This window comes from Megasphaera sp. SW808, assembly GCF_012027795.1.
In the GTDB taxonomy this organism is placed as follows: domain Bacteria; phylum Bacillota; class Negativicutes; order Veillonellales; family Megasphaeraceae; genus Megasphaera; species Megasphaera stantonii.
This window is the reverse complement of sequence record NZ_SJOT01000002.1, coordinates 83,056-103,438: the sequence shown is the minus strand read 5'-3', so window position 1 is coordinate 103,438 and position 20,383 is coordinate 83,056. Positions and strand designations below refer to the sequence as shown.

Sequence of the window (20,383 nt, the reverse complement as noted above, 5' to 3'; positions counted from 1 at the left end):
GGAAACGAGGTAGCGTATGAAGCATCAGAAGAAAATTGCCTTGATCAACGACGTGACAGGCTACGGACGCTGTTCCGTCGCCGTAGAACTGCCAATCATTTCGGCGCTGAAAATACAGGCCTGCGTATTGCCGACGGCAGTCTTGTCGGTGCATACGGGATTTCCGACGTACTATATCGACGATTATACGGACCGGATGAAGCCGTACATGGAAAATTGGAAGGAAAACAATTTGACATTTGACGGCATATCGACGGGATTTCTCGGTTCGGTGCAGCAAATCGAGCTGGTGCTGGACTTTCTGCGGACCTTTAAGAAGGAAGGCACGACGGTCATCGTCGATCCTGTCATGGGGGATTACGGTAAGCTCTATTCCTCGTATACGGAGGAACTATGCCGCGGCATGCGGCATCTGCTGCCCTATGCCGACGTCATCACGCCGAACCTGACCGAAGCGTGCCGACTTTTACAGATTCCTTATCCTGAAGATGGCCGTACCACGCTGGCAGAGCTGCGCGATATGGCCGGAGCATTATCGGGGTTAGGGCCGGAAAAACTGGTCATTACGGGGATTCACTGCGGGGAAGACATCGGCAATTATATTTATGAACGCGGCGCAGAGCCGCAGCTGCTGAAGACAAAGAAAATCGGCAGCGACCGATCGGGAACGGGCGACGTTTTCGCCGGCATCGTGTCAGGCATCGTCGTGCAGGGCCGTCCGCTGACAGAAGCCGTCCGTACGGCCGCCGATTTCATCACTAAGACCATGATATACACGGAAGAATTAGACTTGCCGCACAACTGCGGCTTGGCTTTTGAAGAATTTTTGACAGAATTGAAGTAGGGAGGAAATACTCATGATAGTGTATGCCTATGACAAGGGAGAATATATCACTCTCGAAGAAAGCTTAAAACGCCAGCCTGAAGGAAAACGCGCCATATACGTGAATCTGACCAACCGCTGCACTTGCTCGTGCACCTTTTGTCTGCGCAGCATGAAGAAGATGGCCGAAGAAACGACGCTGTGGCTTAAAAAAGAACCGACTGCTGCCGAAGTAAAGGCCTTGCTCGACGCTGCGCCGTGGGACTACGTGGGCGAAGTCGTATTCTGCGGATTCGGCGAACCGACAGAACGGCTGGAAGATTTAAAGAAGTTGCTGGCTTATGTAAAGCAGACCCATCCTGATGTGCTGACGCGGCTGAATACGAACGGCCTGTCCGACCTGTCCTATGGCCGTGATACGGCGCCGGATTTTAAGGGTCTCCTCGATACCATTTCTATCAGCCTGAACGCTTCCAATAAGGAACGCTATTTGGAATTGACACGCAGCCGCTTCGGCATACAGTCCTATGACGCCATGCTGCAGTTTGCCCAGCGATGCAAGCAATACGTGCCGAACGTGGTCCTAACCGTCGTTGATCACGTCGAAGACAGTGAAGAAATCGCCAAGTGCCGGACCATATGCCAGGAACGAGGCCTGACGCTGCGCGTGCGTGTCTACGAAGACTCGTAAGAACGTGCCGGTTGTATAATTTATATACCTAAGAATCAATATACTGTTCGGTTTCGGCCGGGCAGTATTTTTGTATGGAAATTATTATTTTGTAGAAAAATATATTTAACACAGATAGCAATGACAATCGTTTGACAATCAGAAATATGATATGCTATTCTCAATACGTGCAGCAGTTTACTGTGACGGTTCAATATTTTTAATCAAGTATAATGTGCTGACTTCAGGAGGAGAGAATTGATGATAAAGGTGCTTTTTGTCTGCCACGGCAGTATCCCTAAAAGTCCTGAAAAAGCCAGTAAAATCAATGGTTCTATGGAGCAAAAGGGCGCTTACTACACCACTACTACACCATTTTTGAAAGAGTCTTGATACGACAGGAAAAGCAAGTTAAAATATAATTATTATGGGGAATCGAGGTGACATGATGGAAAAACATTTGACTCCATACCAGTCAGTTATTACAGAAATTAAAAGCATTATTTCCTCTGGACAAGAGGCTGCTTATAGTGCTTCCAGTAAGGCAATGCTGCTTACCTATTGGAATATAGGCAAACGGATTGTAGAACAGGAACTGGGTGGCAGTGAACGTGCAGAGTACGGTAGAGGTTTGATTTCTGCCTTGGCAGAGGATTTGACAAAGGAGTTTGGTAAAAATTATTCCAAAAGAAACTTGCATTATTACATCAAATTTTATCAATGCTTTCCCGATGAGCAGATTGTGAACGCATGCGTTCACAATCTTAACTGGACGCATATTAGGAGTCTTCTTCGTGTTACAGATGAAAATGCACGCTATTGGTATATGAAAGAGGCGGTTGACGAGAGTTGGAGCTCAAGAACGTTAGACCGTAATATTAGTACACAATATTATTACAGACTTCTTCAGACGCCGAAAAAAGAGGCTGTAATTGAAGAAATGAAACAGAAAACTGCCGAATTTCAGAAAAATCAATTTGAATTGATTAAAAGTCCAGTGATTGCGGAATTCCTCGGTTTTAAAAATGAAGATACCTATTTAGAGGGAGATTTAGAGTCCTCCATTCTTTCACATATTAGAGATTTTTTGATGGAACTGGGGAGAGGATTTGCCTTTGTGGCTCGTCAACAGCACATTGTAACGGAAACCTCGGATTACTATCTTGATCTCGTTTTTTATAATATTGAACTTAAGTGTTATGTCCTAATCGATTTGAAGATGGGCAAAATTACTCATCAAGACGTGGGACAGATTGATATGTATGTGCGTATGTATGATGATTTAAAGCGAGGGCAGGGAGATAACCCTACCATTGGGATTCTGCTGTGTTCAGAAACAGATGAGGATATTGCCAGATATTCGGTACTTCATGATAATGATCGGTTGTTCATGTCAAAATATCTGACTTATTTGCCCACGAAAGAGCAGTTGAAAGCAGAGATTGAGAGGCAGAAAGAAATATTTTCTATGCAGCATCCGGATCTATATGTAGACGAATTGAAAAAGGATATGTAGATGCAAATAAAGAGGGGAAATGATTCGTGAGTCTATATACGAAAGAAGAATTTAATAAATTATCAGTCATGTATGATGGTGATAAGGATAGAGATGCAACGAGTAAAATTAGAGGATTTCTATTTCAGGATTATATTACAATTATGTGTCTTCTTCAGAAGCAAGTAAAGTATGTGTGTTCAGAATATCTAGAGGATGTGGACGTATTTTTCGAGGATGGTACATTTGAGTTTATTCAGGTAAAATATTATCCGAAGACAAATCCTAATATAAAGGAAATTTCCACAGATCTTTATTATCAGTATCTACGCCTTCAGATGCTTCAGTCTACTTTAAAAGCAGTTCCGAGACTTTATATACATAGAAAGCCAAAGGTTAAGAAACCAACGTTTGATGAGATGAAAGCATATATTGGACTTGGAAATACATTGCGCAAGTCGATGGATTATTCAAATATTGTAGATCCAGTTACCTGGCTTAAGACGAATATTTACACAACGAATAAGAAAGACGTACAAAAGCAAAACCTGTTTGCGGCCATGGCTTCGGAGGATTCGTTGAACGAGTTTATGGCCGAATATGATATTTCCCACCAATTGGATATTAATGAGTACAAAGTAGAATTGATGAAGGCATTAGCCCGAAATTATCCGAATACTGATAGTGGTGGAAATGAGGAGCACTGGCAGTTAATTTTGCTTGGTCTTGCGATTTCATATATACAACGTCGTTATGAATTGGTTGATTCGAATTTTGAACATCTGCGAGTGGATAAAAAGGAGTTTGATCAGTATATGTCAGATTCCGTCAGAACGAAGATAGAAAAGACTATTGCAAATTATCTGGTGGGTGTTGTTTGCGAAGAATATGGTGAGATTATAAATAATAATGACCTTTCTGACTTACAGACACACATGTTGAATCGGATATACCGGAATACTTTACAATGGATAAATAAAATTGCTCAAACTGTAGATGGTCAGTATCAGTTGTTGAATACATTTAGTACGGACGATGCTAGTAAGATTGCTGCTTACAGAGGTGCGATTGTAGATGACAGATTCAGCTATATGACGGAATGTAAAACAGTCTTTCTTGTTTTTCTGGACTATCTGTGGAAGATTATGTTAGACATTTGTCAGGAGAAGGTGAATGATGAGACGGAGATTTCGGTTTACTTAGAAATGTTTGATCCGTGTTATTACATAGATTCCTCGGTTACTGACTATGTTTGTCTGAATTTTCCAGAAGATAAATATGTAAGTCATAGTGTAATTTTACCTCCGGCGGGCGGAAAGTTTAAAGGTATAAAACGAAAGATTGTGGAACGGATGGTGAATATTTCACCGAAGCCAGAAAAATGGTTTTTTGAGAATAGTAAAATTACCAAAGGTAAAAATTATTATAATTATAGTACGGCAAACGTAAATGAAAATCCTACGGTTGCGGATCTTGGTGAGGATAGTTTTTATATTGAGTGTATGGAGTGTATTGGAATTGATGAGGATGAATGGAGCGTACCTGACGTTTGCGGTGGCTGCATCTTTTCAGAGAAATGTGTTAAAGAGGAAATGTAGCTATGATTTTGCAAGAAGAGTTTAAGAAGAGCGGTTATAAGGATATCCTTGTTGGGAATATAGCTTCTGAATATGGAATTAATCTGGAGGATCTCTTTGATTTGGATCAGAAGCCGTAAGAGTTGTTATGTATTTTTATCAGCGAGCAGAGAGATGATTTGTTTTTTCTTCTGGATGGAGACTTGATGGAAATCAATACCTTATGCGATCGCTGGGATGATCGGATTCGTGTGTTTATGATTATTAATGGTAAAGCAGAAATGATTCATAAACTAAAGTATAATGTTGTGCAGTTGATAGTTTATTCCAAGGAGATTCTGGATAAGAGCCGGGAGGGTAATTTACTAATATCAAGGAAGGTTCTCATTAAGGGCGATATGACAGATAAGAATCAAATTGTAATTGATGATGATGAGGTGGTCGAATTACCATTTCATATGATTCCGACAGATGCATTTGCGCCGGATACGGAGCAAATGAAACGATTGAGTCAGTTACTTCCTGAAGATGAGGGACTATTAGCACTAATGGAAAAGAAACGGAAAAGAGTGAACAGAAAAGAAAGAGACGGTGTACTGGATAAGTCTTTTGAAGTGCAGGATTACGAACAGATTAAGGAGTGGCTGAAAAGATGATAGTTCGCAAGATAAGAATGATAAATTTTAGAGGATTTAGCGATAAAACCATTGATTTTGATGCTAAGCCGGTTGTGCTTCTTTCAGCTGCAAATGGAATTGGTAAGACGACAACTGTCGATGCGATTGAGTGGTGTCTGACTGGCAATATTGGAAGATTAAAAACTGCTTTTGATGCTAGAAGTACCAATGATGTTGAACGCAAGATGAATACGGATGGTATTCTAAAGAATCGTTATGCTGGAGCGAAAACGAAGGTCAAGGTAGTTCTCTGGTTAGTTGATGGAGATAAAGAGATAATTCTTTGCAGAGAACAGACAAAGGATGAACTAGATCCAAGGTCATCTAAGGCTACGATAGATGGAAATGAAGAAATGGCGAAATCATTTGTTCGGGAATATGTAGGAGATAGTTTCTATAATTTCCATTTTTGTGATGTTCAGAAGTCATTTAATGTTCAAAGTAAAAAGAGAAAGGACCTAAAGGACTTCTTTAGTGAGTTTATCACAAACTATGAAGATCGTAAGATGGTTGCGGAGAATCTGGAGCTTTTTGCTGAGGATGTTGATCGATATATTGAGGATAAGAAAAAACAGAAAGTACCGCAGACGGTGATTGAAAACCACAAGAATCAGTTATCGAAAGTTCGTGAGGATGCAAAGCAGGTTTCATATCCTTCGACCATTTTTTATCCGGATGAAAAGACAGATATACTTGGTCTTAATAAAGAGGAGCTAAGTGCACAGAAAGCAGAAGTGTGTAATTGTGGTTATCAGGTGGTGAGAGAAGAACTTTATAAACTTGTAGAAAATGAGAATTTAAAGGCCCAGCAGGTTGTTATTAAAAAAATTGCCTCTTACTGGGAGACGAAAGAAGAGCATATTCAACGTGCGGTGAAAGCTGGATTTTCGAAGAATACGGATGCAATTATAAGTCTTGAGACCAAACTTAGTAAATTGAAGGGATTGTCTTTTGCAAAAGATACAATTTTTCAGGCCGGAGAAGCAATGATTGCCTTCGAAATTGATGGCTTTATGAAGTCTGATTTTGATATGGATAAGAAGGTAATTGAAGAGGAAGAGGAAAAACTAAAAAAGCTCTCTGCCGAGATTGAGCTGCTTTCCAAGAATAATAAGATGCTTAAGTTGTTATCTTTTCTTTCGGCGAATAAACAAGTGGTGATTGAACATAGAGATGCTGTTTTAAAAGAGAATGGTCTTGCCCGATGTCCCGTTTGTGGTTCGAAGTCATTTTCTACCATGGAAGAGGCTTTGATTCTTAAAGAAGCCGATGAGTATATTAAGCAAAATGGGGAATCTGTAAAGGTAAAAGAAGTACAGAAAACGTCGTTACAGACAGAGATTGAAACTCTTTATCGGAAAATCATTAATTACACAAAAACTGTCGTGGAGAAAGAAAAGGAAAGGTTAGAGGTGGAGATTAATGATCTGAAAGCTCTAAAGGATGAGATACAGCCATATTTTAATGCGGTTAAGATATTGCAGAAATCAAGACAAGAAATCGATATAGAAGGATTGAATGCAGAAAAGGTAGGAGAATTATTGGATGCTGGAGAGGGGATGCTTTTAGAGGAAGCCGAAGAGCAGAATGTGAGAGATATTTATCAGAAAATTCTAACAGTTTTAGGGTATAAGTTTGAAAATGAAACAGTACAACAGACATATGAAAAAGTGAAAAATCTCATTACCACATCGTATGAGATTTCGAATTTCTCTTATGATTTGTTTGTATCAAAGCTCAATGCCATCGATAGTATTCTTGCAAATCACACTTTACATGACTTGAATCAAAAACTGGAGGAGGATAATAAGAAGAATCAGAGCCTTGATGAGGAGATAGAAGAACTTCAGAAATTGAAAGATATTGCATCTTGGAGAGCAAGAGATATCAGGGAAATTGTGGAGAAACTTTCGAAAGACGAGTACGAAAAGGTAGGTCCGACTCTTGGAAAATTCTATAATAAACTGATAAGATTTAATTCTAGTAACGGAATTAATATTGTTCAGAAGAATGAGGGAATCTCGTTAATTGATGATAAAGGTAAGAGTATCGTTAATGTTTTAAGTAATGGTCAGATCAGTGTCTTTATGTTGGCTCATTTTTTTGCGGGTATTAATGCAAGAAATGACCGTGAAAAGATGAAAGTATATTTTATTGATGACCTGACAGCATGTATGGATGATGTTAATATGCTTGCGTTCATGGATTTGCTTAAGTATCAAATGTCATCAAAAGCAACTATGGAACAGTTATTTTTCATCACCTGTGATGACCGTATTAGTAAATTGCTAAAGTATAAGTTGAGTGGACGTGGAATTGGATTTTGTGAGCTCCTAGAAGCGGATTTCATGTAAGAGGAGAGCTTAAGAAGCGGATTTTCTGTGGAGAATCATCTTTTGAAGGTTTATTAAGCACCCTCCGGGTATCTCTGATGCGCTAAAAAACAGCGCAAAAGAGGAAAGGATATAAGAGATATGATAAAAATACTATTCATCTGCCACGGCAATATTTGCAGATCTACCATGGCGGAGTTTGTCATGAAGGAATTGGTGCGGCAGCGGGGGATTGCTGATTTGTTTTATATTACTTCGGCGGCGACGAGCCGGGAAGAGATTGGCAACGATACTCATTGGGGAACGAAGGAGAAACTGCGCGAGCAGGGGATTCCTTTTACGAAACGCAAGGCCGTGCAGATTACCAAGGCCGATTACGAGGCGTACGATTATATTATCGGCTTTGACCGGGAAAACGATTATGAAATTCGCCGCATTTGCGGGCCGGACGACGACGGCAAGGTATATTCTCTCTTGTCTTTTGCCGGGATTGACCGAGAAGTAGCCGACCCGTGGTATACGGGGAATTTCGACAAGACCTATGAAGATGTCGATATGGGCTGCCGGGCATTATTGGAGTACATCTTGCAGAAGAAATAGGGCGCGGCATGATTAGCTATGGCCGTACTAGCTGGCGTCACAGGAGGTATCCCAGTACTCGTAATTAGTTCCTCTGGGCACTCTAGCTGCATTATGGATTATAGCGATTCATAGCTGCGGGTTGTGCCTTTGTTTTCTGTATAAAAAGCGTAAATTGTCTTTTGTCTCTTTTATGATGTGATATAATATGTATATGTAAGGATATTCCGTCATGGAAAGAGGTGCAGTATATGGATAAGCAAATATTGGATTTTGTAGTTGAACAGACGCATGCGCTTATGGCCGCCCCGTCATGCAGTCAGGAAGCGAAAGCTGCGGCCCAGGCTTGGCTCGATGCCGTCGGGACGAATCGGGAAGCTGAAGAAACGAAGAAGTATATTGCCGAGCTGGAAGGGGATATCATGCCTATCGACATGCTGATTCAGTTTGCCGAATCAGCCGGCGGCGTTGAGGTCTTTGGTGAAGAGACGGCCAAAGCCATTGCAGCCCATGCCAAGGATATCAAGGCTCAGGGAGCCGTATACTGTGATTGTCCGGCCTGTTCGGCGGCTACTGCAATTTTGGAAAAGAAAGACAGCCTGTTATAATTCAATATAGTTTTCTAAATGACACCTATCTACGGTGTCATTTTAGTATTCAGATATAAATTGATATATGAGATTGGAAGGATGGTATATAGTGGAAACATGGCTTGATCTGCATATGCATACGAAATACAGCATGGATGGGGAATTTGAGCCGGCTGATTTGATGCGTCAGTGTGCCGATGCCGGTTTGCAGGCGGCAGCCGTTACGGATCACGATGCCGTAGGCGCTCTGGATGAGGCAAAGGCCGCAGCGGCAGCCTTGCAGCTGCCTTTTATTCCGGGAATCGAAATCAGTTGTCAGCATAAGGGCAGGAATTTCCACCTGCTGGGATATGGAATTCGTTATCAGGCGCCGGTCTTTGACGAATTGGAACAGGACCTGCACGCCCAGCGGCTGGCTATTTCCGAAAAGGTTCTCGATGCTGTCGAAGGGTTAGGGATATATCTGGATCGGCAGGCTATCTGGGATATGGCTTCCAGCGGCGTCGTCGCTTCGGTCAATATTGCTAAAACGGCTTTAGAAGACCCTCGTAACGACGGAAATCCCCTGCTGGCACCTTACCGGCCCGGCGGTGCTCGCAGCAATGCGCCGTACGTCAATTTTGGCTGGGATTTCTGCGGCCAGGGAGGACCGGCTTTTGTTCCCATGGTTCTCATGCCGTTCTCCCAAGCCGTCCGCATCATACAGGAACACGGCGGCGCTGCCGTCTTAGCTCATCCGGGAGCGAACATGAAGCAAAATCGGGACATAACGGAAGACTTAATTGCTCAAGGCATAGACGGCATCGAAGCGTACTGCAGCTATCACGACGGCGATACGGCGGCTTTTTATGCAGCTATCGCTGAAGAGAACGGTTTGCTGGCTACGATTGGCAGCGATTATCACGGACGGGCTAAGCCGCATATTCGTTTGGGGCAATACGGTCATCCTGCGCCGCAGGCTGCGTTCGACACGCTGTGCCGCATCATTCAGGAACGAGGCGGGGACGTATATGCCTATGAGACAAGTTAAAACCTATATATGTGCGCTGGTTTGCTGTATCTGCTGGCTGGGAGTTCTAACTGCTGCCGAGGCGAAGGCGGCAGATGCAGTTGTTGTACAGACAAAGACAGTACAAGCTGTTCCAAGCAAAGGAAAGCTTCCCTCTGATCGCGGAAAGGAGGGATTACGCCGGTATGATCCGGCTGCTGACAGAAGCCCGGCTGAAGACGTTCCCGTTGTCGAAACGAAGTTTTCCTTTGCCGAACCGCTTCTGGTACGGCCTGATACGAAGGGGATCGTCATTCATCATGTAGGCATGCCGTCCGGCGACACGTCGGCAGAGGCCATTCACAAGGCCCATTTGGCGAAGGGCTGGGCCGGCATCGGCTATCATTACGTCATCCGAAAGGACGGTACAATTGAACGGGGCCGTCCATTGGCTACTGTAGGAGCTCATGCTCAGGGCCATAATTACGATACGGTCGGCGTCAACGTGACGGGTAATTTTGACATCGAACAGCCGACGGCTAAGCAGCTTTCCTCGCTGGAGCGGCTCTTGGTCTGGCTGTGCCATATATACAATATCGAGGCAGGCGTTACGACGATTGAAGGCCATCGCGACGTGAACGCGACGGATTGCCCCGGTGGCAACTTATACCGTCTGCTGCCGCAGATACGTCGCGACGTCAAGGTACGGACAGCGGAAAAAGAGCTGGAAGACGTCGATATATGGAAGATTCTCAAGAAAGACCGGTAATCCCGGCAAGTCATGCCTATGCGTTTAGACGGAAAATATGATATAATACAAACCGTGCATATAGTAAGACAACGTAAAACATTACTAAATAGGGCTTTAGCGTACTGTCTAAAGCCCCATTTTCTATGAGGTCAAGCAATGAATCAAGTATTTCAATGGATGAATGACGATGAAAATATTAAAAAGGCAGCGGAGCAGTTTCAGCTGCCCGGGCGGCACAGCATTTACGGACTGGGAGGCTCGGCAAAAAGCGCCTTCGCAGGGAATGCGCTGGCTGAAATAAAGGGGCCGGCGCTGATCGTCGTGCCGGGAAAAGAGCAGGCTGCGGCCTGGCAGACCGATTTGCAGTTCTGGCTGCCTAATATGCCGGTTTTGGATTTTCCTTTCGTCGACAAAGCTGTCTTTACGACGACGGCGAAAAGCATCGAACGGTCGGCGCAGCAGATGCGCGTTCTCGGTTTTCTGCGTGAAGGCCGGCCCGGCGTCATATTGGCGACAGCGGAGGAGGCTTTTCAATATGTATTGCCGCCGCAGCGCATTGACGACGGCGCTGTCGATATAAAAGCCGGCGCGGAGTACGAACGGGATATGTTCCTGCAGCGTCTTGTAGAAGGCGGATACGAACGAGTCGATCTCGTTGAGCGGCGCGGCCATTTTTCCGTCCGCGGCGACATTATTGATATATATGCAGTCAATCAGCAGGACCCGCTGCGCGTCGAGTTTTTCGGCGACGACATAGACAGCCTGCGCTTTTTCGACGTCAACAGCCAAAAATCGAAGGAAGCGGTACGGCAGGTCCGCCTGCTGCCGATTTCCCTGGAAGAAGAGCAGGACGAACGGGCTTGTACGGTCCTCGATTACATCGGCGACGGCATCATTATCTGGGACGAGCCCAACCGGATACGGGAAAGCCTGAAAAAGCTTTTGAAGGAGTCCGACGATTATAAAGGCCGCCTCTGTCCTTGGCAGAAGGCCGTGACAGCAGAACGGGTTGCTAGTCAAATCATGCTGTCCCTCATGGCCCAGTCCGTGCCGGATATGCCGGCCGATTCTTCGTCGAGCTTCGCCGCTAAGATGATGGCCAGCTTCCAAAAGCAGTTTACTCTGCTGAAAGACGAATTGAGCCACTGGCAGAAAAACGGCAATACCGTCATCTTCGTATTGGGGAGCCGTGAGCGGACGGCGTCTCTGACAGCCTGGCTCCGCCAGCAGGACGTAGAGCCGCAGCTATATGACGACGGCAGGCCTATGCAGAAAGGCGCTGTGTATACGGCAGACGGCGAAATCCGCAGCGGCTTCGAGCTTCCCTACGCCAAGCTCGTCGTTTTGGCCGAACGGGACGTATATGGTATGCAGAAGCGCCGCCTCCGCCATCATGCGGCCAAGGGACAGGAAATCAACGTATTTACAGATCTGAAGCCCGGCGACTATGTCGTCCACGAGTCCCACGGCATCGGCCGGTACGAAGGCATTAAGACCATCGAGCTGGACGGCGTGCATAAGGACTACTTGGAAATCCATTATGCCGGTCAGGATATCCTGTACGTGCCGACGGATCAGCTGAAACTGCTGCAGCGCTACATCGGAAACGAAGGAACGACGCCGAAGCTGCACCGAATGGGCGGCAACGAATGGCAGAAGGTGCGGAAAAAGGCTCAGAAATCGATTACTGATTTGGCGGAAAAGCTCGTCGCCTTGTACGCCAAGCGGGAAATCGTTCCGGGATACGCTTTCCCGGCTGATACGTCCTACCAAAAGGAATTTGAAGACGCCTTTCCCTATGAAGAAACAGACGATCAGCTGCGGGCTGTCCAGACGATTAAAAAGAGCATGGAAAAGCCCTTTCCCATGGATTGCCTCGTCTGCGGCGACGTAGGCTTCGGCAAGACGGAAGTAGCTATGCGGGCCATTTTTAAGGCTGTCATGGGCGGCAAGCAGGTCGCCGTCCTCGTGCCGACGACCGTATTAGCCCAGCAGCATTTTCAGACCTTCAGCGAACGATTCGGCCCCTTCGGCGTAGCCTGCGACGTGCTGAACCGCTTCCGCTCATATAAAGAAAAGAAGGACATATTGGCCCGTACGCTCAGCGGCGACGTCGATGTCCTCATCGGCACGCACAGCCTGCTGAATAAAAAGGTAAAATTTAAAGACTTAGGCCTGCTCGTCGTCGACGAAGAGCAGCGTTTCGGCGTGGCTCAAAAGGAAAAATGGAAGGCCTGGGCCGCTAATATCGACGTGCTGACCTTAAGCGCAACGCCGATTCCCCGGACGCTGCACATGTCCCTGGTTAACCTGCGGGAAATGTGCATCATCGAGACGCCGCCGACGGACCGCCTGCCGGTGCAGACCTATGTGACGGAGTACAACGCCCGCATTGTCCGCGATGCGGTTATGCGTGAAAAACGGCGGGGCGGACAAGTATTTTTCGTCTACAACCGCGTCGAATCCATCGAGACGATGAAGGACGAGCTGCAGGCCCTGCTGCCGGATATCACCATCGGCATCGCCCACGGCCAGATGGCGGGGACGCTGCTGGAGCAGATCATGTTTGATTTTTACGAAGGAACGTATGACGTGCTCCTATGCTCCAGTCTGGTAGAAAACGGGCTGGACGTAGCCAATGCCAATACGATTATCGTATACGATGCCGACCATTTCGGCTTGTCCCAGCTGTACCAGATGCGCGGCCGCGTCGGCCGGAGCCATCGCATGGCTTACGCCTACTTCCTGTATCGCCGCGATAAGGTGCTGTCGGAAGTTGCGGAAAAACGGCTGCAGGCTATTAAAGAATTTACAGAGTTGGGATCAGGCTTTAAGATTGCCATGCGGGATTTGGAAATACGCGGTGCCGGCAACCTGCTGGGCCGGGAACAGCATGGCAACATTGCCAGCGTCGGGTTCGCCATGTACTGCCATATGCTGGAAGAGGCCATTGCCAAGGCCCAGTCCGGCAAGCCCGCCGAGCCGGAACGGCAGGATACGGTCATGGAAATCCATGTCGACGCGTTTATTGACGACGAGTATATCAGCAACGGCGGCCAGAAAATTGAAATGTATCAGCGCATGGCCCTGCTGCGGACTGAAGAGGAACTCAACGCCCTGGCAGCGGAGCTGGAAGACAGATACGGCAAGCCGACGAAGCCTGTGCAGACGCTGCTGCAGGCGACGAAGCTGCGCTTGCAGGCCCAGGATCAGCACATCATCCTGATTTCGCAGAAGCGGGACGTGCTGGAACTAAAATGGCAGTATCCCAACCTGCTTCCCAAAGCGAATCAGCTGGATATATCCCTGCGCCGCCGCATTCGGCCCGTGCCGGGCAATCCGCTGATGCTGCGTGTATCCCTGGCTAATACGCCGGATATTCTGACGCTGCTCGCCGAGCTGCTGACTACGTTTTCGAAGCTGAGAAAGGGGAATCCCCTTGAGTAAAACTTCTTTTTTGCAAGGCGCTATGGTTCTGACCGTTGCTGGTATCGTCGTAAAGATACTCGGCGGCGCGAACCGCATTCTGTTGTCCCGGCTGCTGGAAGGCGAAGGCATCGGCTTGTACCAGATGGCCTATCCCTTGTATATTTTATTTCTCAGCATTGCCGGCGCGGGCATACCAATCGCCGTCTCCATCATGGTAGCCGAACAAACGGCCAAGGGGAATTACAGCGGCGCCAAGCGTATTTTTCATATTACCCTGGCTGTCATGACCCTGGCGGCCCTGGGCTGCGGCATCGCCATGGCTTTAGGGGCGAAGGCCCTGATTGCCTACGGCCTGGTCCGTGACGACCGGGCGTACCTGCCCCTGCTGGTGCTCGCTCCTGCTCTGACAATTTCCATCGTAACGTGCTGCTTCCGCGGCTACTTCCAGGGGCTGCAGCTCATGACGCCGACGGCAGTGTCGCAGATGGTTGATCAGTTTGTCCGCGTGTGCACGATGCTCGCCCTGGCCTGGCTGTTGTTTCCCTACGGACTGGAAATCGCGGCGGCTGGCGCAACCTTCGGCGCCGTACCGGGAGCGGCAGCCGGTCTGGCTGTCATAGCCTTCTTGTATTACCGTCACAGCCGCGCGCCCTTGCCGGCTGACGAGGGGCAGTTTGCGCCCTGCCGGGCCGTTTCGGTTATCCGGCGTCTGGCCGTCCTGGCCGTTCCCGTCGCAGCGGCGAATATGCTCCTGCCGGCTGTAGCAAGCATCGACTTGTTTATCGTGCCGCAGCGGCTGGAGGCAGCCGGATATACGATACACGAGGCGACGACGCTGTTTGGCTATCTTACCGGTATGGCCAACGGCCTCGTCCAGCTGCCGACGATATTGACGATTTCCCTGGCGACGAGCCTGGTGCCGGCCGTTTCGGCAGCTTATTCAAAGGGGCAGACCGATTTGGTTCTGCAGCGGGCCCATACGGCCATGCGCATTGCCAATGTCATCACGGTGCCGAGCTGCTGCGGCCTGGCCGTATTGGCCGTGCCGATTTCGCAGATGCTTTACGCGACGCCTGAAGCCGGTCCGGCTATCTGCGTGCTGTCCATATCCGTCTTTTTTATCGGCGTGCAGCAGATTACGAGCGGCTTGCTCCAGGGCATGGGGCATACGGCCATTCCCTTGCTTAACATGGCCGTTGCCGCAGTATTTAAAATCTTATTCAGCTGGCATTTGACGGCTATTCCCTGGCTGGGAGAAGTCGGTGCAGCCTGGGCTACGAATATTGACTTAGCCGTAGCGACGATTTTAAATTTGTATTTTGCCCATCGGCTCATCGCTTACCACGTGCAGTGGGGGTATGTGGCTCGCTTGTTCCTGTCGGCTGCGGCCATGGCGGGGACGGCCTGGTTTGCGTATCACGGCTTATTGCTGTTTTTGGGCAATACAGGGGCGACGCTCGCCGCGATCAGCGCGGCCGGAGCCATATATATCCTCTGTTTGTTTTTATTCCGCGCCGTCGCCGCCGACGCTCTGCGCCGCGTGCCCGTCATAGGCGCGAAGGTGTCGTCACTGCTTAGCCGGCTGGAAAAATAGATTGGAAGATGCCTGAAAGGGGGATACGTCATGGGAACTATTGAAATCATTCCGCTGGGAACGGATAGGGCCGGCTGGGAGCATTCGTTTGAAGAAATGTACCGTCCTGTCGTAAACTATTTAGTCAAGACGTCGTATGTGAGAGATGTCGTGCATACTGTGCCGGGCGGTCCGGCCATGGCCGAAAAAGTACGCCAGATGATCGACGACGCGCTGAAGGAGGAAGCGGCACAGGGGCACATGCCCTTCGATATGACGCCTATCGTAGACGTCATGGCCAGGCTGCGCGGCCCGGAGGGCTGCCCGTGGGATATTGCCCAGACCCATCGGACGCTGCGCCGCTTCCTGCTGGAAGAAGTGTACGAAATGCTCGACGCTATCGACCAGGGCGACGACGCAGGAATGCGGGAAGAACTGGGCGACGTGCTGTACCAGGTCGTCATCCACTCCCGCATCGGCGAAGAAGAAGGGCTTTTCTCCGCCCAGGATATCGTCGGCGATATTACGGAAAAGATGATTCGCCGTCATCCCCACGTTTTTAGCGAAAAAAGCCTTGAAAACAAGGGCGAGAGTGTGTTAAACTGGGATAGATTAAAGCAGGGCGAAAAGCGCCAGCATCATGACCGGATGCTGGACGGCGTCGTCAAAGGACTTCCGTCTCTGCTGCAGGCCTATAAGCTTCAGGAAAAAGCGGCCAAGGTCGGCTTCGACTGGGATAAGGACGAAGACGTGCTGGCTAAGCTGGACGAAGAATGGCAGGAGTTTCAGGAGGCCCTGCAGGAGCAGGACGGAGACCACGCGGAAGAAGAAGCGGGCGACGTGCTATTTGTCTTTGCAAATGTATGCCGGCATTTTCATATCGAGCCGGAATGCGCGTTACATCGAGCGAACAGCAAGTTTCGCCGCCGGTTTTCTCACGTCGAGCAGCGCGTTAAGGAATCGGGCCGTTCGTGGAACGAGTTTTCCTTAGACGAATTGGACTCCTTTTGGAAGGAAGCCAAGGACTTGGAACGGCGCGGCTGCGGCGATGGAGAATAGGTTGGCTGTGAAGATAGATGTAACCAAATAAAGGAGGACTTGTAATGAACAAAACAGAATTAATTGCGAGTGTCGCACAGAAATCCGATCTGACGAAAAAGGATGCTGAAAAAGCGGTAAAGGCTGTATTTGAAGCCATCAGCGAAAGCCTGATCGAAGGCGATAAAGTACAGATTATCGGTTTCGGCACGTTTGAAGTTCGCCAGCGCAAAGCCCGTGAAGGCCGCAACCCGCGCAACAACGAACCGATTCAGATCGAAGCTTCCAAGACACCGGCATTTAAAGCTGGCAAACAGTTAAAAGACTTGGTCAACAATAAATAATGTCGTAAAACGAGGGCCGCATAGTACACGGCCCTTTTCTTTACTTGATTTTTGTCGTAACATAGAGATAGTAAGGTAATCGTATCTTCTACCCAAAAGAAGGGATTTGTATGACGAAGAAAAAAGTCCTGATCATGTCGGCGTCGATCGGCACAGGGCATACACAGGCAGCGCGCGCAATAGAAGAATATGTGAAAACGATTCCTGCCGACTGGGAGGTAGAGCACGTCGATTTTCTTTCTAACGACGTCTTGTCTATCGATAATATCGTCAAGGAAACGTATATCAAAATCCTGGACTTATTCCCTTTATTATACGATTTGATGTACTACTCTTCTCAAGGCTATAAAAAAGGCATGGCTGTTAAGACGCTCATTTCCTGGGGGCTGAAGCGCCGCATGCTGCGCGTTTTGGCTGACAAGAAGCCGGACATCCTCGTCTTTACCCATCCGTTTCCGGCCGGCGCGGCAGCTTTGCTCAAGCGTCAGCGCCGGCTGACGCTACCCCTTGTCGGCGTTATTACGGATTTTGCTATTCATCAGCTGTGGGTATACCCGCAGATCGACGCGTATTTTGTAGCCGCGTCGCCTCTGAAAAAGCTGCTGACCGAGCAGGGAATCGACGGCCGAAAGATTACTGTGTCGGGAATTCCCGTCCGCAGCACCTTTAAGCAGGGGACGTGGCGCTGGGATGAAGACCATCAGCGCAACAAAAACGTCCTCATCATGGGCGGCGGATTGGGTATGGGGTCTATCCGCCAGTCGCTGGTACGCCTTGATAAGCTGGACGATGTCGATAGCTTTACTGTCGTTACGGGATATAACGCCGATTTATACGATGAAATTTATCAGCTTCGCCGCGAACTGCGCCATCCCGTCAAGGTACTGGGCTATACGAATCGCATTGCCGAGCTCATGGCGAAGGCGGCCCTCCTGGTTACGAAGCCGGGAGCGCTGACGTGTACGGAAGCAGCGACGGTTCAGGTGCCGATGGTGCTGTACAGCCCTATTCCCGGACAGGAAGAGGCGAATGCCATGTACATGCAGGAGAAGGGCTGCGCCCGCTGGGCGAAAGGACAGGAAAATCTGGCCGTTATTACGGCAGATTTGCTGCAGCACCCGGAAAAACTGCAGGTTATGTCGGAGGCCAGCGTGTCGTGCCACCGCGACGGAGCGCGTATTATTGCGACTCATATTCGTCAGATTGTATTTCCGGACGATGAGGAATCCCTGTCGGTCTGCGGCAGCGAATATTCTCACGAATCAATATAACGGAGCCGGATGGCCCATAGCCTTCGCTATGGAAGCAGCATCCGGCTCTTTTTATAGGAGGAATGGCAAGTGAAACAGACTACTACACGGCGGCCCCGCAAGACCAGACAGCCGCGCCGTCCCAAGGGCTCGTCATCGCGGCCATGGATTGTCCTGCTGTGCCTTATCGCCTTATGCATTGGCGCGTATTGGCTTGCCGGTGACAGGGATACGGGCAGGGAGCCGTCGTCGGACCGGCAGATGGAGCAGATTGAAACGGTTCGCGACGACGGAAAAGACGCTGTATATACAGATACTTCCCAGGAATTAAGCGATGCCATTGCGGCCTGGCTCAAGGAACAGGATGCAGACACACAGGAACTGAAGCGGGAAGAGCGGAGGGAAGAACGGCAGGCGACGGGCGGCACGATTTACTGGACTACGCGCAGCACTGCTGTAACGCTGTCAGAGCCTTTTTCCCGGAAAAAACTGGAAAAATTTCTGCAAAAGAGCGGCGGCAAAGCGTCTATATACCGCGTGACCCAGACGAAGCTTGACGGGCAGGATGCAGTGGAATACGATATCGCTTACTTCGATACCCTCGACGGCGACCCGCTGTACCTGGTGACGGACAAGCTGTACGTGTTGCCGGTACAGGAAAAAAGCGGCTTAGTCAAAAATATAAAGGACATATTCACGGAATCGTCTTCACCTGACGATGAAAAGGATAAACCGGCAGAAGAGAAGAAGGCTGTGACGGAGTCGAAACCAAAGCAGGCTGCGCCGAAGCAAAGCCACCCGGCTCAGGTACAGGGCCGTCTGGCCATCGTCATTGACGACTGCGGCGTCGATCTCGATACGTTGTCGCGTATGAACTCCATTCCCGTCCCGCTGACATACGCCGTCATGCCGTATAAGGCCCATACAGCCGAAGCCGCTGCCAGCGGCTACAGCGCGGGACGCAAGATATTCGTGCATATGCCCATGCAGCCTCTGAATACGACGTCGTCGGAAGAAATATTTATTGGCGGCGACATGAGCGACAGCAAGATTCAGGCTACGGCTAATGAAATCCTCGATCAGGTGCCTTATGCCGTCGGCATGAACAACCATCAGGGATCGATGGCTACGGCAGATGAGCGCATCATGAAAAGCGTCATGTCCGTTATGAGACAGCGCGGCCTGGCTTTCCTCGACAGCCGCACAAACAGCGCCTCCGTAGGCGAGCAGACCGCCTCGGCTATGGGCGTCATGACGGGCCGCAACAACCTGTTTATCGACAACGATTCCGACGTAGCTTCTATTAAAGAGCGGCTGCGCCAGGGCGGAGACATGGCGATACGAAACGGCAGCGCCGTCGTCATCGGTCACTGCCGGCCTAATACGGCGCAGGCTCTCAGTGAAATGGTCGACGAGCTCCATGCCAAGGGCGTCGACATCGTATTTGTAACGGACTTGATGTCGTAGCGGGGGAAGACTATGGATATAGGGGATAGTACGATTTCCATATACATTCTGATATTCGTCATGGGCGGCGGATTTTTGGCAGGCTTCGTCGATGCTATTGCCGGCGGCGGAGGGCTTATTTCCCTGCCGGTGCTGCTGGCGACGGGGATGCCGCCTCATCTGGCCATCGGTACGAATAAGTTTTCCGCCACCTTCGGCGCCGTCATGAGCGCCTGGCAGTTCTGGCGGGCCGGCAAGGTGGACGTCCACCTGATGAAGCGGGCTCTGCCCTGTACCTTCGCCGGGGCCGTGCTGGGCTGCATCTGTATGCTTCACCTGTCGGCCCAATGGCTTCAGCCGATTATCATTGCGGCCCTGGTAGCGACGATTCTCTTTGTTTTCAGCCGGGGAAGCTCTATGGGAGCGGTCAATACGTATCAGGGCGAGACGAAGAGGAATCTGGCCTTAGCCATGGCCGCAGCCGGCGCTATCGGATTTTACGACGGCTTCATTGGTCCCGGCACGGGAACCTTTCTCATCGTGGCCTTTGTTTCTCTGGGTTTTGATTTCATCATCGCTGCCGGCAACGCCAAGGTGCTGAACCTGATGAGCAATCTGACCAGCTTTGTCCTCCTCGTATATTGGGGAAAAATATTGTATATTTACGGCGCGGCGATGGCCGTCTGCCTGTTTGCCGGCGCGTATTTCGGCTCCCGCCTGGCAATACGGCGCGGCACGGCCTTTGTCCGGGCGATCATGCTCGTCGTAACGACCGTGTTAATTGTTAAGCTGGCCTTGGATTACGCCGGATTATTGTAGC

General features: G+C 49.0%; 18 protein-coding genes. All 18 read left to right on the top strand.

The features are described from left to right. Positions 1 to 16: 16 nt before the first annotated feature. Entirely contained in the window at positions 17 to 844 is an 828-nt protein-coding gene (locus tag E0L13_RS01310) for a pyridoxamine kinase (protein ID WP_168059732.1), read from the top strand. Between the two features lie 13 nt (positions 845 to 857). Beyond that, complete coding sequence (locus E0L13_RS01305) at positions 858 to 1,514, top strand: TatD family nuclease-associated radical SAM protein (RefSeq protein ID WP_168059730.1); 657 nt, start codon at positions 858 to 860, stop codon at positions 1,512 to 1,514. 240 nt (positions 1,515 to 1,754) lie between these two features. Further along, entirely contained in the window at positions 1,755 to 1,886 is a 132-nt protein-coding gene (locus tag E0L13_RS11940; RefSeq protein ID WP_277344261.1) for a hypothetical protein, read from the top strand. Positions 1,887 to 1,938: 52 nt separating this feature from the next. Beyond that, entirely contained in the window at positions 1,939 to 3,009 is a 1,071-nt protein-coding gene (locus tag E0L13_RS01300) for a PDDEXK nuclease domain-containing protein (RefSeq protein WP_168059728.1), read from the top strand. Between the two features lie 26 nt (positions 3,010 to 3,035). After that, positions 3,036 to 4,586 (top strand): hypothetical protein, encoded by a 1,551-nt coding sequence (locus E0L13_RS01295; RefSeq protein ID WP_168059726.1) that lies wholly within the window; start codon positions 3,036 to 3,038, stop codon positions 4,584 to 4,586. A gap of 185 nt (positions 4,587 to 4,771) precedes the next feature. Then, entirely contained in the window at positions 4,772 to 5,221 is a 450-nt protein-coding gene (locus tag E0L13_RS01290; protein WP_168059724.1) for a hypothetical protein, read from the top strand. Beyond that, complete coding sequence (locus E0L13_RS01285) at positions 5,218 to 7,596, top strand: AAA family ATPase (RefSeq protein WP_168059722.1); 2,379 nt, start codon at positions 5,218 to 5,220, stop codon at positions 7,594 to 7,596. Before E0L13_RS01290 ends, E0L13_RS01285 begins: the two co-directional genes overlap by 4 nt. A gap of 120 nt (positions 7,597 to 7,716) precedes the next feature. After that, complete coding sequence (locus E0L13_RS01280) at positions 7,717 to 8,175, top strand: low molecular weight protein-tyrosine-phosphatase (protein WP_168059720.1); 459 nt, start codon at positions 7,717 to 7,719, stop codon at positions 8,173 to 8,175. 230 nt (positions 8,176 to 8,405) lie between these two features. Further along, positions 8,406 to 8,762 carry a molecular chaperone Hsp90 gene (locus E0L13_RS01275; protein ID WP_168059718.1) on the top strand — a complete coding sequence of 119 codons (357 nt, stop codon included), beginning with the start codon at positions 8,406 to 8,408 and terminating at the stop codon, positions 8,760 to 8,762. Positions 8,763 to 8,853: 91 nt separating this feature from the next. Beyond that, the gene (locus E0L13_RS01270) at positions 8,854 to 9,774 is read left to right on the top strand and encodes a PHP domain-containing protein (protein ID WP_168059716.1); all 921 of its coding nucleotides are present in this window, start codon (positions 8,854 to 8,856) and stop codon (positions 9,772 to 9,774) included. Next, entirely contained in the window at positions 9,761 to 10,501 is a 741-nt protein-coding gene (locus E0L13_RS01265; RefSeq protein WP_240924620.1) for a peptidoglycan recognition family protein, read from the top strand. The genes E0L13_RS01270 and E0L13_RS01265 overlap by 14 nt, the downstream gene beginning before the upstream one ends. A gap of 138 nt (positions 10,502 to 10,639) precedes the next feature. Further along, positions 10,640 to 13,930: a transcription-repair coupling factor gene (mfd, locus tag E0L13_RS01260; protein ID WP_168059712.1), complete on the top strand. Its 3,291-nt coding sequence runs from the start codon at positions 10,640 to 10,642 to the stop codon at positions 13,928 to 13,930. After that, the gene (locus tag E0L13_RS01255; RefSeq protein ID WP_168059710.1) at positions 13,923 to 15,506 is read left to right on the top strand and encodes a polysaccharide biosynthesis protein; all 1,584 of its coding nucleotides are present in this window, start codon (positions 13,923 to 13,925) and stop codon (positions 15,504 to 15,506) included. The genes mfd and E0L13_RS01255 overlap by 8 nt, the downstream gene beginning before the upstream one ends. Before the next feature lie 30 nt (positions 15,507 to 15,536). Then, positions 15,537 to 16,544 carry a nucleoside triphosphate pyrophosphohydrolase gene (gene mazG / locus E0L13_RS01250; RefSeq protein ID WP_168059708.1) on the top strand — a complete coding sequence of 336 codons (1,008 nt, stop codon included), beginning with the start codon at positions 15,537 to 15,539 and terminating at the stop codon, positions 16,542 to 16,544. Between the two features lie 44 nt (positions 16,545 to 16,588). Continuing rightward, positions 16,589 to 16,867, top strand: a complete 279-nt coding sequence (locus E0L13_RS01245) for an HU family DNA-binding protein (RefSeq protein ID WP_087477379.1) — start codon at positions 16,589 to 16,591, stop codon at positions 16,865 to 16,867. A gap of 110 nt (positions 16,868 to 16,977) precedes the next feature. After that, a complete protein-coding gene (locus tag E0L13_RS01240) occupies positions 16,978 to 18,138 on the top strand; it encodes a glycosyltransferase (protein ID WP_168059706.1) in 1,161 nt (386 codons plus the stop codon). A 69-nt stretch (positions 18,139 to 18,207) separates the two neighbouring features. Next, positions 18,208 to 19,584 (top strand): divergent polysaccharide deacetylase family protein, encoded by a 1,377-nt coding sequence (locus E0L13_RS11935; RefSeq protein ID WP_168059704.1) that lies wholly within the window; start codon positions 18,208 to 18,210, stop codon positions 19,582 to 19,584. Between the two features lie 12 nt (positions 19,585 to 19,596). Then, positions 19,597 to 20,382 carry a TSUP family transporter gene (locus tag E0L13_RS01230; protein WP_168059702.1) on the top strand — a complete coding sequence of 262 codons (786 nt, stop codon included), beginning with the start codon at positions 19,597 to 19,599 and terminating at the stop codon, positions 20,380 to 20,382. Position 20,383: the final 1 nt, after the last annotated feature.